21 protein-coding genes are annotated in these 16,182 nt (G+C 48.4%); all 21 read right to left on the bottom strand.

Going from position 1 to position 16,182, the window contains the following annotated elements; genetic code table 11:
* Positions 1-55: 55 nt before the first annotated feature.
* Positions 56-421, bottom strand: a complete 366-nt coding sequence (locus tag OCV96_RS17595; RefSeq protein ID WP_227061820.1) for a class I SAM-dependent methyltransferase — start codon at positions 419-421, stop codon at positions 56-58.
* A 501-nt stretch (positions 422-922) separates the two neighbouring features.
* Positions 923-1,285, bottom strand: coding sequence for a DUF3846 domain-containing protein (locus OCV96_RS17590; protein ID WP_227061818.1), 363 nt, complete (start codon positions 1,283-1,285; stop codon positions 923-925).
* A gap of 14 nt (positions 1,286-1,299) precedes the next feature.
* Entirely contained in the window at positions 1,300-1,554 is a 255-nt protein-coding gene (locus OCV96_RS17585; RefSeq protein ID WP_015519964.1) for a DUF6103 family protein, read from the bottom strand.
* 53 nt (positions 1,555-1,607) lie between these two features.
* Complete coding sequence (locus OCV96_RS17580; protein WP_227061816.1) at positions 1,608-2,279, bottom strand: DUF5688 family protein; 672 nt, start codon at positions 2,277-2,279, stop codon at positions 1,608-1,610.
* A 9-nt stretch (positions 2,280-2,288) separates the two neighbouring features.
* Complete coding sequence (locus OCV96_RS17575) at positions 2,289-2,642, bottom strand: DUF6103 family protein (RefSeq protein ID WP_007884354.1); 354 nt, start codon at positions 2,640-2,642, stop codon at positions 2,289-2,291.
* A gap of 60 nt (positions 2,643-2,702) precedes the next feature.
* Entirely contained in the window at positions 2,703-3,788 is a 1,086-nt protein-coding gene (locus tag OCV96_RS17570) for a C40 family peptidase (protein WP_227061814.1), read from the bottom strand.
* On the bottom strand, positions 3,764-4,273 hold the full coding sequence (locus OCV96_RS17565) for a gamma-glutamylcyclotransferase family protein (protein WP_055193265.1): 510 nt from the start codon (positions 4,271-4,273) through the stop codon (positions 3,764-3,766). Before OCV96_RS17565 ends, OCV96_RS17570 begins: the two co-directional genes overlap by 25 nt.
* 30 nt (positions 4,274-4,303) lie before the next feature.
* Positions 4,304-5,323 carry an amidoligase family protein gene (locus tag OCV96_RS17560; protein ID WP_118177360.1) on the bottom strand — a complete coding sequence of 340 codons (1,020 nt, stop codon included), beginning with the start codon at positions 5,321-5,323 and terminating at the stop codon, positions 4,304-4,306.
* Between the two features lie 32 nt (positions 5,324-5,355).
* Complete coding sequence (locus OCV96_RS17555) at positions 5,356-7,191, bottom strand: VirB4 family type IV secretion system protein (RefSeq protein WP_195441633.1); 1,836 nt, start codon at positions 7,189-7,191, stop codon at positions 5,356-5,358.
* Positions 7,184-7,756 (bottom strand): hypothetical protein, encoded by a 573-nt coding sequence (locus tag OCV96_RS17550; RefSeq protein WP_015519970.1) that lies wholly within the window; start codon positions 7,754-7,756, stop codon positions 7,184-7,186. Before OCV96_RS17550 ends, OCV96_RS17555 begins: the two co-directional genes overlap by 8 nt.
* Positions 7,740-8,018, bottom strand: a complete 279-nt coding sequence (locus tag OCV96_RS17545; protein ID WP_015519971.1) for a hypothetical protein — start codon at positions 8,016-8,018, stop codon at positions 7,740-7,742. Before OCV96_RS17545 ends, OCV96_RS17550 begins: the two co-directional genes overlap by 17 nt.
* Positions 7,999-9,420, bottom strand: coding sequence for a DNA cytosine methyltransferase (locus tag OCV96_RS17540; RefSeq protein ID WP_015519972.1), 1,422 nt, complete (start codon positions 9,418-9,420; stop codon positions 7,999-8,001). The genes OCV96_RS17545 and OCV96_RS17540 overlap by 20 nt, the downstream gene beginning before the upstream one ends.
* A gap of 12 nt (positions 9,421-9,432) precedes the next feature.
* On the bottom strand, positions 9,433-10,293 hold the full coding sequence (locus OCV96_RS17535; protein ID WP_006857288.1) for a conjugal transfer protein TrbL family protein: 861 nt from the start codon (positions 10,291-10,293) through the stop codon (positions 9,433-9,435).
* A 25-nt stretch (positions 10,294-10,318) separates the two neighbouring features.
* A complete protein-coding gene (locus tag OCV96_RS17530) occupies positions 10,319-10,657 on the bottom strand; it encodes a DUF3852 domain-containing protein (RefSeq protein WP_006857287.1) in 339 nt (112 codons plus the stop codon).
* Positions 10,658-10,686: 29 nt separating this feature from the next.
* The gene (locus tag OCV96_RS17525) at positions 10,687-11,154 is read right to left on the bottom strand and encodes a hypothetical protein (RefSeq protein WP_007884370.1); all 468 of its coding nucleotides are present in this window, start codon (positions 11,152-11,154) and stop codon (positions 10,687-10,689) included.
* Between the two features lie 3 nt (positions 11,155-11,157).
* Positions 11,158-12,927: a DUF8193 domain-containing protein gene (locus OCV96_RS17520; protein ID WP_227061812.1), complete on the bottom strand. Its 1,770-nt coding sequence runs from the start codon at positions 12,925-12,927 to the stop codon at positions 11,158-11,160.
* A gap of 58 nt (positions 12,928-12,985) precedes the next feature.
* Complete coding sequence (locus OCV96_RS17515; protein ID WP_215725755.1) at positions 12,986-13,600, bottom strand: hypothetical protein; 615 nt, start codon at positions 13,598-13,600, stop codon at positions 12,986-12,988.
* Between the two features lie 64 nt (positions 13,601-13,664).
* On the bottom strand, positions 13,665-14,210 hold the full coding sequence (locus OCV96_RS17510; protein ID WP_118590701.1) for a DUF6550 family protein: 546 nt from the start codon (positions 14,208-14,210) through the stop codon (positions 13,665-13,667).
* Positions 14,211-14,326: 116 nt separating this feature from the next.
* Entirely contained in the window at positions 14,327-14,875 is a 549-nt protein-coding gene (locus OCV96_RS17505; protein WP_007884388.1) for a hypothetical protein, read from the bottom strand.
* Positions 14,872-15,276 (bottom strand): DUF4320 family protein, encoded by a 405-nt coding sequence (locus OCV96_RS17500; RefSeq protein ID WP_172681876.1) that lies wholly within the window; start codon positions 15,274-15,276, stop codon positions 14,872-14,874. The genes OCV96_RS17505 and OCV96_RS17500 overlap by 4 nt, the downstream gene beginning before the upstream one ends.
* Before the next feature lie 23 nt (positions 15,277-15,299).
* The gene (locus OCV96_RS17495; protein ID WP_044927312.1) at positions 15,300-16,166 is read right to left on the bottom strand and encodes a hypothetical protein; all 867 of its coding nucleotides are present in this window, start codon (positions 16,164-16,166) and stop codon (positions 15,300-15,302) included.
* Positions 16,167-16,182: the final 16 nt, after the last annotated feature.

Raw genomic sequence — 16,182 nt, 5'->3', positions numbered from 1 at the left:
TATACTACGGTTTTAGCGGCGAATACTACATCAAATTTCAAACTTTTTCAAAAAATTATACCACACCTCGCGTGAGATTGCTTGCGTTAGCTTTCGCTGCTTCGCTGTCGGTTCTCCGGCGTTCCTCACTGTATGGGGCGGTCAGGCGGAAAGAGAAGCGGTCTTTCTCAATGTCAAATTCCCTGCAGCCCGTTTCCGGGTCTGCTGGCAGATCGCCGGATAACGGCGGCTGTATGCAGCAGATGACATCCGGTTTCCCGAAAAGTTTTAAGATATCCTCTGCCGTCACCTTGTTGATGTCATCATACAGATCAATATTCTCAAAATCTTTCGACCATTCCACACTGAATACTTCATGTCCCCGTTGTTCAAAGGCTTTCCCAATGCTCCTTGTTCCTGCAAATAATTCCAATACTTTCATCGTCCCATTCTGGTAGTGGTGCGCACCTCACCCCATGGGACTACTCATTTCCTCCTTCTTTTTCCTCTGTCTATAGACTTTTTTCCTGTTTCTGCAAAAGGCATAACTTCTGCCGGCCTCTACTGCCTGATTGCACTGTAACAAAAATAAAAATGGCATAACCTTTCCGAATCTTCCAAAAAAGTTATGCCATGCTTAGAACTGCCCAACGGCTCTGCCGGTGGGTGTCTGACGGGTTAAGCCGCTCTTTTGCGGCATAACCCCTTTAACCTGCACTATTTTCGACCCTGTTTTACAGCCCCGTTTCATCCCCATTTTCGGAGTCTTGGATGCCTCCGCACTCCGGGTTTTCTGTTATTTTCTCCAAATCGGCTCATACAGGGCAGAATATAGCTTAATCGGTCACTTTATCCAGTTTTGCAGAATAACGGCACACGTTGCCACACGCAGGCTCACACGGCGGTGTCTGTGCCGTTTCCTTTCCATTGTCCTGTCACTTTCTTAAAAAGCGAGGATGGTCATATGCGGCTCCAGTTCCGGTTCCTGCCCTGTAAACTGCTCAATCTCTCCAAATCGTCTGGTATATTCCTCGATCTGCTGCTCCGTCAGGGAAATGAAATCACCGTCCGGGCTATCCCCACAGATAAAAAATGGACCGCAGATGATGTCATCACCATTCCTGCGGTTCGGCTGCATTCCATTTAGTTTTCCTTCAGCGTTGATTACTGCCACACATCCATCTCCAAAACCAACGCACTCAATGTCTCCCTCCACCTCTACCTGACTTGCCTTAAAGTCATTCGCAATCTCCTTCACACAGGGAGGTTTCCCCGGCTCTACTTTCAGAATCTTTATCTTGTCCATGCTTCCTCCGTTCCCTACTCATTCTCCGCAGCACTGCCGGATGCCGCACTGTTTTTTCCCTGCTGGCGGTTTGCCTTTTTGATTGCAGGCGGCACATCCCCTCTGCTTTCAATGTATTCACGGACCGCCTGCGGCACATATTTCTCATACATTTTTCCAAGGACTTCCTTCAGTTCCGCATCAAAATCTGCGTCCTTTTTTCCCATATACTGTTTCACAGCATTTAACTTTTCCTCATCATATTTGATTGTAACGACTGCCTGTTTCATCACTTTACCTCCAAATTTAAACTCTCAGTTGAAATTATTTTCAGAAAAACACACTATTGATACAGCACCATTCCTGCCTGCTCTTCCTGCACGCTCCCCGGTATGACTGACAGCCTGTGCGTATCCCTGTCATATCGGTAAATCTCATCGGACAGATAGTCTGCCTCCGGGAACGCCCTGTTTGCTCCATATACCCCATTCCTCAGCCGTTCCATGTCAAGACCTTCCCGCTCCACCATGAGATACACATCGTGGATGGATGCCGGAAGGACGATCAGATTTCCATCCAGCTTTTCTGCTGATTTCTGCAGCGTTGCCTCGTCCATCATGTACACCGCCCCATGATCCATGTTGTTGGTAAGGACATAAAAGTCGGCATCCGTCCTCCAGATTCTCTCCGGTTTTTTCTCCATCGAAAGGATATTCTGGTCATAGTGATGCCCGTAGGCATCCTCAAAATCCATAAGGAGCGGCGGACGTTTTGCAAACATATTTGCCCATGCATCCTGAAAAAGCACCTCTTCTTCTATCCCCCAATGCTCCATCTGCTCTCTGGTGACAAGTCCGCAGTCCCTCTGAAACTTTTCGTCATACCCGCTGAGACGGCATACCAGCATGAGGTTTTCCTTCTGCTGATGCGCCAGTCCGTCCCATTCCTCTCTGCCTGCCGCATTGCACACTTCCAGAAACAGACGGTCTTTTATTTTCTCTTCATATCCGTTCACTTATCCGCCTCACATTCCCATGCTCATCGTATTTTCTGCTGTCTCTTCCACAGTTTCCAGCACCGGCTCTCTCGGCTGCTCTTCCTGATTCTGTGTCTCCCTGCTCCGCCTGCCGGATGCTCTCTGCTGTCTTGTGCCTCCCGTTCTCTGGGATTCCTGCTCCTGATTTGCTGTCTCCTGTAGAGTTTCCATCCTGCTCTCCACAAATTTTCTGACCTGTGCAGGAACATTTTTCTCATAAGATTTATCGAGATGGCTCTTCAACAGCTCCTCCACGGTTTTTCCTCCCTGTTCTGCCAGAAAGAAACTTAATGCCTCCAGTTTCTCCCCGGCAAATGTGATTTTTATTTCTTTTTCTGCCATATCGCTCCTCCTTCATTTCTATTTTCTGGCGGAAAACAGATGCCTGCGGCATCAAAAAATTTACTGCGGTCTGCCATACAGTACCTGCTTATCGTTGTCAAACAGGGGACGGTACACCACCTTCCCTTTGGAATAGGACGCATCCACGACCATGCCATCCCCGGCATAGATTCCCACATGCGTGATGTTCATGTATCTTCCGTTTGGTTTGTGGCTCCAGAACACAAGGTCCCCCGGCTGCAGTGATTCCTTTGCAGCCGTCAGGTTATGCTCCACCATATATCTTCCCTGCTCTGCCGCCGTTCCCGGCAGGGAGATTCCTATCTGTCTGTAACACCACAGCGTCAGGTAACTGCAGTCGACATAATTCCCGGTTCCGCGGAGTGCCTGCGAGTACGGATGCCCCAGTCTTGATAATGCAAGCTGTACGATATCACTCCCATTCCCGTTGGCCGGCAGATCATACACAGGGATAGCCCCTGCCCCGTTCCAGCCGCCCCAGTCGGAAAATTCATCCCCCTCTGTCGGGGCTGCCGTGTCATACTTTGCCACATACCACACATTGACTGCATTGGACTGTTGTTCATAAGTTGCGGTAACTCCATAGTCGGATGCAAGTTTTTGGAAGAATTTTGTCTTATCCCCAATGGCAACTGCCACGGTATATTTTTCCAGCGTGACGGTCCCGTCCTCCTGCTCTATGTTTTGTGTCCGTTCCTCATAATCCACAAAACAGTCTGCGAATTTTTTATAATCATCCGTCTCAAGCCGTACCCGGTCTGCGCCGAAATACAGAGAATAAAAAACGGATTTGACCAGATACCTGTCGCACACTTCCCCTTCTGTCATGCCATCAATGTCATCTAATATGGCATCCAGCTCCGCAAAACTTTCCTGCATCTGGCGGACATAAGCCTGATAATCCGCAGGCATTCCATCCGGTGCTTCCCCTCCATCGAATGCCAGATGCACTGCCGCCCGGTTATGCTCTGTTCCACCGGAGGCAATGCTAATGTAGCACATGACGGCAAGGATGACCGGAAGACACAAGGCTGCCAGTACGGAGGCAATCCCTGTCCACACTTTTTTATTGGTTCCGGCTGCTATGGCTGCCCTTGCGATCAGAGCGGCAGTTGCTGGCTCCATGGTGCTTCCTCCATTCTCTCTGCTTCCATCTCCTGTTTCATTCGTTCCCTGCTCTTTTCAACACCTGCCATCAGAACATCCTCATCAAATCCTGCCTCCTGATATCCGGTGCGGATGGTAGCAAGGTAATGTTCCGAAGGGACTCCCATGGCATACCCCTCCGTCATGGTATATGCCATCATTTTCTCCCGTTTTCCATCCAGCTCCACTTCCAGCATTTCTTTTCCATACAGTCTCGGATATCCCTCATAACGGTCCAGGTTAAACTCATCTCTCGGACTAATCTCCCAGATTAACACCGGTACACTCTCCCCTTTTTTCGGCTCCACCGTAGCTACCGCCCCGTTCCTGTTTCCACGGAACAACAGCTCATAGTCCTTGATTTCCCCGGTTCCTACCACCTTTGCATCGGGGCAGCGCAGTGCCATCTGCGCCCGGTTTAAGTTCGAGCCGTATGCAATATATCTTCTTCCTGTCATGTTCATATTCTTGTTTCCTTTCTCTGCGTTTTGTTTTTACATGGTCATGTTCATTCCCTGTGCATCCTCCGGCACCTCTTCTTCCATGCTGTCTGCCTGCTGTGCATGTCCGATTTCCAGTTCTTTCTTTTCTTTCATCGCACGCAGTCTTTCCTTCTGTCTCACAGCCTGTTCCGGGTCCTTCCATGCAATGCCGCCCTCCAGATTTTCCAGAAGAAACTTCCGCGCCGTCTTAAATTCATCCCCGATCATTCCCAGCCTTAACAGCCAGGTACGGAATGTATATTTTTCGTTGGTGCTGGCAGTCTTGATCCGGCTGGCACATTTCTGGTTCAATGCCTGCGCAGAAATGGCAAGGCAGAGCTGGATATATGCCTTTATTTTTCCTGCATGGGTAGTGGAGTTAAACAGACGAAACTCAATCGTTCCCTTCTGGAACACGCTGTGCAGATTCAGACAGTGGTAACGGCTTTCATGGTAATGCCTGTGCCTTCCATCAACCCCCTTGTACCAGATCCTGCTCACTTCCTCCAGACTCTTTGGTTTCTTCCGGTTCAGTTCCTGCAAAAAGTCCTCTTCCACCTTCTGGCAGTAACGATGCTCCCTCTCTACATCTACCTGAAGTGCCTTATAGATCAAATCTTCCTTGCTGTACATGATGTTGGTGATGTTCCGCAGTGTCCTTGCATCATGGGGTGCCGCGTTGATATGCACATGGATGCCTGTATTCTTTCCTGCCACTGCACCTGCATGCCGGAGCTGCCGGATGAGTTCTTGTATGACAGGGATATCCGCATATTCACAGATGGGGGAAACAAATTCTACCTTGTACTCACTCCCCGCATAACCGCCGCCTTTTTTCTGTGCCTCAATGCTGGAGTCATACATGACTTTCCACCTGCGGCCTGCCGCATCCCTGACACTGTACACTTCATAGCTTCCACCGTCATAGCTGGCTACAGAGGAAAAATAGGCTGCCATAACCTCCGCAGCACGCTGTCTGGTAATGCCTGTCATCTCGATCTCAATGCCGAATTTCTGCTCCCTCATGTCCATAGTCTGGCATCCCTCCTTCCTTTTTCCCTGCCTTATCGTCCTCCGGCACTTCCGAACAGTTTCTCCTTGTACTCCGGTGCATGTACCATGAGGTTGTAACGTTCATTGCCGCATTTATAGAGACACACGCCCCTCTGCGGATAGCGGATCAGGTTGTATTCGCTCTGCTCAAGCTGCAAGGTATCGATATAAAATCTGGAATCGATGTTTCCCGCATTGAACAGAAATACATGGGTTGGGATGGAAAATAGCGGTTTCGTGTACTCCCGGATTCCATCGATATTGAAGTCCTCCAGATTCTGGCTGGCAAGGATGACGGCACTGTCCTTTTTACGCACACGTTTCATAAAGTTGCGGATATATTCCACGGCGGTCAGGTTGGTAAGGAACAGATAAAACTCATCGATGCAGGCTGCCGTATGCCCGTTGGTCAGAAGTTCATTAGACATGTAGGAAAGCACATTAAACAGCATGGCATCCTTCACATTTTTGCTCGCCTGAAGCAGTCCCTTGACACCGAACGTCAGGAAGCTGCTGTCCGTGATATTCGTATGTCCGTTAAAAAATTTGGACTCCGCTCCCTTACACATGGAGTGAAGTCCAAGACAGATTTCCTGCAGAAGCTCTGCGGTATACAGTTGTTTCTTCTTCGCATCATAATGCTTGTATTCCTCCTCCATCAGATCGTAAAGGTCAGACAGGACCGGGTAATCCTTTGGCGTAAGCCTGCCAAAGTCCGTATCGTCCCTTATGTTCCACTTCTCATAAAGTTTCGCCAACATGATTTCTATCGTGTCAAGCTGGCTGTCCGTAAAATTCTTATAGCTTCGGAAAAAGTCTTTTAAGAAGGAGATATGCTGGCTTAATTTTGAGGAACAGCGGAATGCATAGGGTGCCTCCGTATCCTCCGGGCTGCCGTTTTCATCCCATGTTTTGGGTTCTAACACATTGATGATATACTCCCCGCTCATCAGATCCACAAAACAGCCTCCCAGATTTCCGGTCAGGTCAACATATTCATGCTCCGGGTCCAGGCAGATGACTTTCATCCCGGACTCACGCAGGATGGTCTGTATCAGTTTTAACAGGTAGGATTTTCCCTGCCCGGAGTTTCCAAGGATGAGGATATTGGCATTCGTCTTGTCATCCGCCCTCTGGTTGAAATCTACAATGACATTGCTTCCAAACTTATCCCTCCCGATATAAAATCCGTTCTTATCGGTCTTGCCGGAGTAGTTAAAAGGAAACAGGTTCGCCACACTTGAAGCCGGAAGCGCACGTTCAAACTGCTCCAGAAAGACATTCCTGCCAGCCGGATGCACACATAAGAACCCCTGCTTCTGGCGCAACAGCAGCTTATCCACATTCAGTTTGGAACGGATGAGTTCTGTCAACACTTCGGTCTGCAGCAGCTTTAACTTATCCATGTCCGCTGCGGATAACTCCAGATACACAGCCGTATGCAGTAACGGCTCCCTGTTGCGGTGCATGGTCGCAATGATGTTGGTCACATCCTGCAGGTTGCTCGCTGCCGTGACTGTCTCCTGTAAATTTTCTGTATTTCCCTGTTTCATGCGGTTCTTGTTTGCCGCATTGCTGATGATTTTTTTCTCCTCTGCCGGTGTGACCTGTCTGGTATAGATACGCAGTGTCACGCCATCCTTTTCCCCAAGATGGCGCAGGATTGCCTGCTCATCCGTTGCAGTCGGATATTCCCTGAGTGCCCAGACACTGCGGAACGTATTCCCGCAGATATAATGATCCGTGTAAAACTGGATGACGGACGGTGCGATCATATCAAGGAAACACTTAAGCCTCTCTTCCCCCGGTGTCTGTGTCTGTGTTTTTTTCTTTCTGTTGTTATTCATTTAAAATGATCCACCTCTCTCCATCAAATTCTTCAAATTTTTCCGTTGTGACATTCTGTTCAAAGTAAACAGCCAGTATCCTCTTCATGTCCTCCTCATCCGCTCTTTTGGATGTAAATCCCTGTTCCACCAGCATTTTTTCGATACGGTTTAAGTAAGCGAACACCTCATTCTCCTTCTGGTTTCTCAGCCGGATAATCAGTAAAAACTCCCTCGCCGTTGCCATCTGCACCTGCATCCGGTCAAGGTGTCCTGCATCCAGTTCCAGCAGTTTCCGCACAGTCGGGTTGGTTTCTTCCTCCGCGCGGTTCTTTAAATATCTTTTGTTGTCCTCAAAATTTTCACGGGAATTTAAGCACATCATCTCGATTTCTGTGATGCCTTTTAATACCGTCATGAGTCCATAGATTCTTGCGGAAAGGCTCTCCTCCGACAACACGGACAGGTTGCTCGGCTGGATCAGAAAATAGACCAGCTCGTCCTTCCGGTAGGTGCGGATGCTGTAATCCGACAGTTCTTTTGTCCCCATCAGCTCCCTTGTGGACTGTTCATTCTTCCGTTTCATTTGCGGTATACCTCCATTCATAATGCTGCTGTTCCACCAAAAAATACGCACATGCATAGCGGATAAATTTTAAGATGGTGGTATCCTCCACCTGTATCGTTAAAAATGCGTATACACCTGCTATCACCATCGGGAACCACAGTTTTGCATAGGCAAATGCAAACACGGATATCAGTACGATGATTCCTGTCACTGCAAGGTCTTTTAGCTCCCACAGCCACATGCTCGCTTTCGATTTCAGATTATCCGGGTATATGTACATCCCGTTCTCCCTCCTGTCTTTCTAAAAAATAAGCAATGCCACAGAGGATATATTCCACACACGGCACTGCCACGCTGTTTCCCAATGCCCGGTACCGGACACTGTCACTTGCTCCCGGAATGTCCGTCCAGTGGTCCGGGAATCCCATAAGTCTTTCACACTCAAGCGGTATGAGTTTCCTCACACGCTTTTTTCTCTGCAGGTCATCCGTGTATGCCACACAGTGCCTGTCCTCTGTTGTCAGCGTATAACTGACTCCCTGCTGATAGCCGCAGCCGTTTCCCCCGTTTTTATCCTGACGGTTGATGACATTTCCGGCGATGCAGTAGGGTTCTCCATGAACAGCAAGCGGCGTATTGTTGCCTCCCGTCCCCAGTGCAGAAGTAATGGTCTGTGCCACTTTCACCGGTCCGCTGTAGCGGGTGTCCGGTCCGTGATTGTCAAACAGGATCGGCTGGTTATTGCCTGCCATCCCTGCCGCTGCTGTAATGGTCGGACAGTATCCGATCCCGATTTCTGCATTTGCCTGACTGCTCGCCATGATAATGGGCGGTGTGCTTGAACTGTGTGCCAGAAGTGTACCGATAAGGTTCCGGTACACATCCATCCGCTGTCCTCCCTGATCCATCAGACACACGATGTCGGCTCCTGTGCCTGCATCAAAAGTGCCGCCTCCAAGATCGGCGGCAGCTTTTTCCCTCTGTTCCCTGCTCTCCTGATAATGCCTCCACACGCTTTCGGACTCAAATAATATCTCTCCGGCACTGTGGCCTCCAAAATCTGCGACAAGGAAGATTCTTCTGCGTCTCTGGGGGACTCCCCAAAATTGAGCGTCCAGTACTCTCCAAGCAACAGAGAATTCCTGTCCCAGAATAATCCCGGCAGGAGTCCATGCCCCATCCGGCGGTCCAGGTAAAGATACGGACTCCTCCGATATACCACAGACTTCTTCGAGGACTCTCTTAAAATCTGCTCCTTTTGGTTCTCCGCTTGAGAAGGCTCCCGGCACATTTTCCCAGACCATATACCGAGGTCGAACAGGGACATCTGCTCTCCTTCCACTGCTGTTTTTCCTCCTTTCCTCCTGCCTGCGCATTTCTTTTATGATGCGTACCTGCTCTAAAAAGAGACCGGAACGCATCCCCGCAAGTCCTGCGCGTCTCCCGGCAATGGATAAGTCCTGACATGGCGAACCCCCGGCTATCACATCCACAACCGGGAGGTTTTCCCCATGCAGTTTTGTAATGTCTCCCATGTGTTTCATCTCCGGGAACCGGTACATGGTAACTGCCATGGGAAACTTTTCTATCTCACTCGCCCACACAGGTCGTATGCCATTTCTTTTTGCTGCCAATGGAAATCCCCCGATCCCATCGAACAGACTCCCCAGCTTTTTCTCCATCCTTTCACCGCCTTATGCTGCCACTGCTTTGACAACCGTTTTTGAAATGTTGATGGCTGTCTGCGCTGCATAAACTCCGCTCATCAGGTTTGCCTTTGTGCTGGTGTCCAGTCCGAACTGTCCGGCAATCCTCGGCACCTCCGTGGAGGAAAGCATGACACCCAGACCAAGCAGAGGATGGTCCTTGAAGATCATGAGTCCTGCCGTGAGCATGGTGGACTGCAGGAAAGCGGTGAGACAGATTCCAATGACCTGCTTGCACCACTGGGTAAAACCGTCAATATATCCTCTTGGAACAGAAAACATATAAAGGCTTCCAACTGCGATCTGTATGAGCAGGATGCCTCCTCTTTTCAGGTTTCCGAAAAACACTTTTATCACGGCATACCCCATCATCACGGCACAGAATATCTGCAGGATCGGATTCCCCACTCCCGGCATGGCGGCTGACATAAGCACCTGCTGTGCAGTCATCCCGATGCTTTCCGCATCTGTAATGCCGGATAATGCCGATCCGAAGGAACTCTGCAGCGACACACTTAGGGAGTATAAGTTGACCGGAAGAATGGAAAACAGGCTGACCGCCATAAATCCCTTGACATAGTTTAAGGCAGTATCCTTGATACTGCCCCTTCCTCCCTGATACTCTATGGCACATTCAAAAGCTCCGACCACCAGCCCTACCACAAACAATGCCCAGCCAAGCCAACTAAAAAAAGTGGTAATTGCATTCACCCACGGCAGGTCAAACAATTCCACCCCCATATTGTTCATCATTGCAAAAAAATCATTGAGAAATCCAACGATCTTCCCATACAGCCAGTCGATGATCTGGTCTAGTACGGTTTCCGCAACAAAATCAAATATAAACATCTGACACCTTCTTTCTCACCATCCCCTATATGCCAAGGATTTTCCAGATATAGGTCGGTGCCGTCAGCGTAAACACCAGACACGCAAACAGGATTGCGGGTGCCGCCCATTCAAACTGCCCGTGTTTTCGGTAATCAAAGTATGCAGTACCCAGCTTTGCAAAGAAGAATACGGCAAGTATCAGGTCGATTGCCGGGAACACCACCTTATTGACTACTGTCTTGATCTGTGCGGAGGCATCCTGCCATGTACCCTCGATTGCTCCTGCCACGTCCCCTTTTCCTGACGCATATACTGTAGTTCCAAACATCATCGTAAGTGCAAGCACCATCACTGCCATCATCATCCATTTCTTTTTCTTCATCTGATCTTCCTTTCCTTTTTTCTGTTTTTTTACTGCATTTTCATTTCACTGGTCTGCTCCGGTTCTTCCAAAAGGTCTGTCATCTCATAAATGACAGGATTCTCCCAGAACTTTAAATCTCCACGGTATCCGAGTTTTAAGTGGCTGAACTCCTCCGCAAGCTCCCTTACGGACTCCGGCGCATTAGGTGGAAGTTCCTGATTCCAGATCACCCATTCCCCGCTCTGGTAGCGCGGGGTAAGTTCTAAAACTACATAATCCTCCGGCACAAATGCCGGGTAACGCTGCAGCCTGCCCCTCGCATCATAATAAGCTGCTCCCTCCTGCATCACCGTGAGTGACATAAGCCGCAGCGTATCTGCAAGGGATTTTGTGAACCATGTTTCCCTGTCACAAAATTTCCGTATCCTTCCATCCCTTAAGATGGATTCCAGATTTTCTTTTCGAGTGTAATGGTAGAGCAGTCCTTCCGGCTTTTGGATTCTCTCATATCCCATTTCCTACCTCACATTCTGTGGTGCGATATGCCAGTCATCCCACAGGCTTCCCGATATCTGCACAGCGTCTGACAGGTTCATGGAAAGCATTCCATCCGGTGTCCAACAGTCAAGCAGATAAGTATATACCCGGTACTCCCCGTCCGGCATCCAGACCGGTGTGAAATGTGTCCTCCGGTAATAAGTGGAATACTCATTATTCTTAAATTCAAAGACCGCACTGTATCCATTTCGGGTTCTCTCTAAAAGCCGCCAGTAGGTTTCGTAATAAAATTCCGGGAAATAACTGACTGCCGTCTGCGGTGCCGTTGTTGCAGATGTCTGGCTGCTTGATGCCCTTACACTCAGGGAGACATTCACACCGTACCCGCTTTTTGTAACTATGCCATTTGCTGTCGGTGCCTTTTCATCGGTGACCAGATGCATATCCGCAGTCAGGGATGCCGAATAATGTTTCTCTTCAAATTCCCACCAGCCTTCATCCACATACTCGCCATCATCCTCCCAGTGTCCATGGCTCTGTGTGCATCCTGCCTCACAGCTTGCCGAATGGTCCTCTGACTCCCAGTTCCAGTCACTGTGCCATACCCATTTTTCCTTCCACTTGGCTTTCCAGACACTCCATGCCGCCTGTGTCTTTTCTGGATTTACAGGCATCACTGCATTCTCTTTCCGGTATCCATCATTTCTGTCATCTGCAACAGGATTGGGCGGTGGATTGTCATCCAGATCCACAATGTTCGCCGTGATGGTTCCCCGGCTCACGGATGCACTGCCTCCGCTGGCGGTCACGCTAATCGTGATATGCTGTTCTGTGGATGGGGTATGCCATTTTACCCACACGAGCTGCTGTCCATCCTCCGGGTAATACACGTTTTCAACCTTGTAGCTTCTTCCCAGGATAGAAAATGTCACGGTGACGGAGTTGTCTGGATCGCTCTGTCCTCCACTGACTGTGACCGCCGTTATCACATCCGTATCCACACGGTATTCATAGTCCGCTTCGATGACTTCCGGTGTGATCACCTCATTAAACCGCACGATGCCAAGTCCTAATGCGCGGATGATATCCTCATCATTTGCTTTCTCTGTCTTAGAACCGCTCCAAGCCGGATACCCTAAATCCGATGTTTCCAAAAACATGGCAAGCGGCAGGTTTTTATGGGAAAGGGACGGCATTTTCTTTCGCAACAAACCGCCCCTTAACTGATTGTATTTTGCTGCTTCCGTGGCGGTAAACGCAGTCCGGACTCCCTCAAACGTCACATATGCGATTGGCTCTAATAACAGCTTGTACTCTCCGTTTGTCAGCGTCTGGAAATCCATGCCGACATATCCTGCAATGGCTCTGATCACCTGCTCGTCCGTAAAGTACTGTTTGATGGCTGTAAGGTTCGCCCCGCCTCTTGATGTGCTGATGATCTGTGGCAGGGACTGTGCAGGATTATAAAACGTATAGCCTCCCATCCTTGCAGAAAGTCCTGCGCCATTCCTGTAGGAAGTCTTGCTTACTTTTCCAAAATGCACCCGGATATCAGTCGGATGCTTGTTGGTAAGGTCAATGGATGCTGACACGACTGCACCGTCGCTGGCTCTGATTACCGTCACACGCACCCCCTCATCGTGGCTGCTCCAAAAATTAGTTCCCGTTCCTGCTCCCATACCTCCACCGCCATTGTCGATGTTCCCTTCCCCGGCTGCATAAACCGATACCGGCATCGCCATGGCAAGCATAATTGCAAGAAGCAATACTACTTGTTTTAATAACTTCATCTCTTTTTCCTCACAAAAAAAGCAGACCGTTTTTACGAATCTGCTTTTCACTAACACATTATTCTTTTCTCTGTTTTTTGGCTTCTGCTACAAATGCTCTAATCGTATTAACCAAATCATCCCATTGCTCTGGTTCCTTCATATGAATGTTCCCCATACGCTCGTTATTGAAATCCATTTGTTCCATTTGTAACCATTTTCCCTCCTGTATCAGACAAACAACTTTTTCATCTTTTACAGGTTCATCTTTTTTTAGGAACATCCATGTAACACAGTCTGTCAAAATAATAAAATCACAATATTCAAACTCTGCTTCTATCTGTTTTTTGTTTTTTCCCAATTCTAACCCTTGATAATTTTCCAAATTGGGTTTTTTCAGCTCAATCGAAACATATGGTTTTGTAGTATTCGTATAGCTATATTGTTCCGGAACGATAATAAAATCCTGCAAGCTATGTGAATCCGCATAATTTTTACGCTTATGAAGTGGATTTTTGGTATCATCCTTGTATCCTTTGTTATCCCAAACTGCTACCAATTGTTCACTTTCTGTAAGGATCGATTGTATAAAATCTCGGATTACAAAACCAAAATAAATCTCTCTTCTTTCAATTTTATATAATCTTTCTACCTCTTCCACATAATCTGCATATGATATACGTTGTTTGTACATAATCCAAGAGCCTCCTTGTCCGCTTGTTATCAGTTTATATCAAACAACATTTCTTGTCACCAACTTAGTCCATGATTCCGATTTTATTGCCATTTTCATACATGTCATCTGCGTAGGTGCCTGAGCCTTCCCCTTCATCGGTAATCCATCCGAAGCCTTCCACATATACCATGCCGTCTTTGGTATCACCTGTCTTTGGTGTCTGGTTCTCTGCCGGAGCCGGTTCCTCCTGTTTTTCCTCCTCGTAGGACGGCGGTGTATCCGGCTGGTTCGTGGCTGTTCCCTCAGACAGTGCAGGCGGCTCACTCGGTTTTTCCTCTTCTGTTTTCTCCGGGGTTTCCTGAATTTCCTGCTCCCTGTCATTTACGGAAGTCCCTGTCTCCGTCTCGATCACAAGCGGCTCTTCCGTCTCTGCTTCTGTGCTTTCTGCCTGCACAGGTTCCGGTGTTTCTGTCTCCACAAAAAGTTCTGTCTCCTCTGATTCTCTCTCCACGGCCTGTGCCTCCCTGTCCGGCTCATGGTAGAGCACTCTGCTGATTCCAAACACAAGCACTGCACATACTGCGAGAAGTCCTGCGATTGCCAGCCACTTTTTTGTCTTATCTTTCATGGCATTCCCTCCTTATGTTTTTTCGATTGATTGATTTTCGTAGTTCACACGCTACCATAGAACGTCTGGAAAGTCTATGGAAATGTAATAAGTCTTACGATATCTGTAACATGTTACTAAAATTTCTCCCGGTAGGCTGCCCTCACCTTCAACCTGACCGACATATTCGACAAGATTTTTCCTGCGAAACGCACAGGCACTTCCATCGTGACCTCTGCATCCGCATAATAAGTTCCTCCCGGCGATGCCAGTGCCGTGTTGTGGATGTCCACAGAAAGATTTTTGAGCCTGTACTCCAGTTCACCACTGTTGTTATAGCGGACATAACTGTTCCCATCCTCTTCCAGACCAAGCAGAAAACACATCCTGCCATAGATATCCCCATGGTCCACGGATGCCGCAAATCCCGTATCGTCCGGCTCATATCCTGCAGCATATCCTTCCCTGACACCATGATAAACTTCATTGTAATTGTCGTTTACCACGGAAACTACGGCAGATTCCATGGCATCTTTGATTCCGGCTGCCGTGATGACAAGGCGCATGTATTCTGAAACACCAAGGATAATAAAAAGCATGGCTATCGCTGCAGCTACAGCAACCGGAGCCATGCTTCCCTCCTGCCCTGTCAGAAGTCTTTTGAAACTCTGATAGCATTTTCTCATTTCCAATACACCTCACTCTTTCCCGATGCCCTCGCCCTTATGGTTACCGGGAACGACCTTAACTTTCCAAAAAGTCCGAGGTCTTTCTGTAACGTCAGTGTTACCGTCACCTCTTCATTCAACTGGATTTTTCCGGTCCCTGACCAGCTTACGGCTGGATGTATCCCTGTTTTTTTCTCCAAGGTTCTCTGCCTTGCGGTTGTCTCACTTCCAACCCTGCCGCTGATCTCTGCCTCCCTCACCAGCTCGTCTGCAAAATTGTCAAGCTGTATCTTCGTGATAAAAACCGGAAATATCCTGACGCCAAGGGCAATGACAAACATCACACAGAATACAACGACTGCCGCATCGATATATCCCTCCCCCTTTTTGTCCCTCATAATTTTATAGATCCGCTTCATTTTTTCTCCTTCCTGCGCTTTTATCAGAACAGTGTTCCCATGGACTTTATGATCTCATAGCCGATGATGGCAAAATAGGTTGCAAGGAAACATAAGAGCATGGCAAAAGAAAAGACACGGATTTTCGGCGGGATTTTTGCTGCCTTTGCCTTTAACCTCTGCAGTTCTGCCTGCTTGAAGTCGTGTGTGAGCATCTGGAAATACACTGCACCGTCATCGCCTCTTAACACACCAATCAGTCCACGGACCACATCGGAGAGCTGCGGGGAATTGAGCCTTGCCTCGAAACGGGTGAGTGCTGCCTCATAGCTGCTGGAACGCATGTCGGCACACACAATGTCCAGTTCCTTCTGGAACATCTCCCCGGCATTTTCCTTATAATGCTCCAGCATGGAAAGTACATCCCTGCTGTTTTTCAGCTCCTGTGTGATGGTGGAAACAAAACGGTACAGCTCTCCCTCGATCTGCTCTCTTTTTTCCCTTACCAGCTCTTCTGCTTTTCTTGTCTCCTTATAGTAGACCATGACTCCTAAAAGCACGAGCATGATGGCAAGCAGCGGAAATACATGCAGTGCCGGAAGGATCAGGAGAAAAATGCTCCCTGCCTTCAGATAGGCATACGCCATATAGGTTTCCGGTGTCATCTTAAGTCCTGCCGCATTTAGGACATTCTGCATCCTGCTTTTTTTGTAGGCATTCATCCCGATGTATTTTCCTAAGTATGCCGCTCCGTCCATGTAGAACGCATCCAGTGTTTTCTGCAGTTTCTTTTCTTTCTTCCCTGACTGCATCATCGCCCTGCCGGTCCGCAGTGTCGGCAGCTTTAAGATGCCCGACAGCAGAAGGAACAGTCCGCATGCCGTCAGGATGAATACAACTATCAGTACGATTTTCAATTTATCCCTC

Source organism: Waltera acetigignens (assembly GCF_025567015.1).
Classification (GTDB): Bacteria; Bacillota; Clostridia; order Lachnospirales; family Lachnospiraceae; genus Acetatifactor; species Acetatifactor acetigignens.
This window is presented reverse-complemented; position numbering and strand designations above follow the sequence as displayed.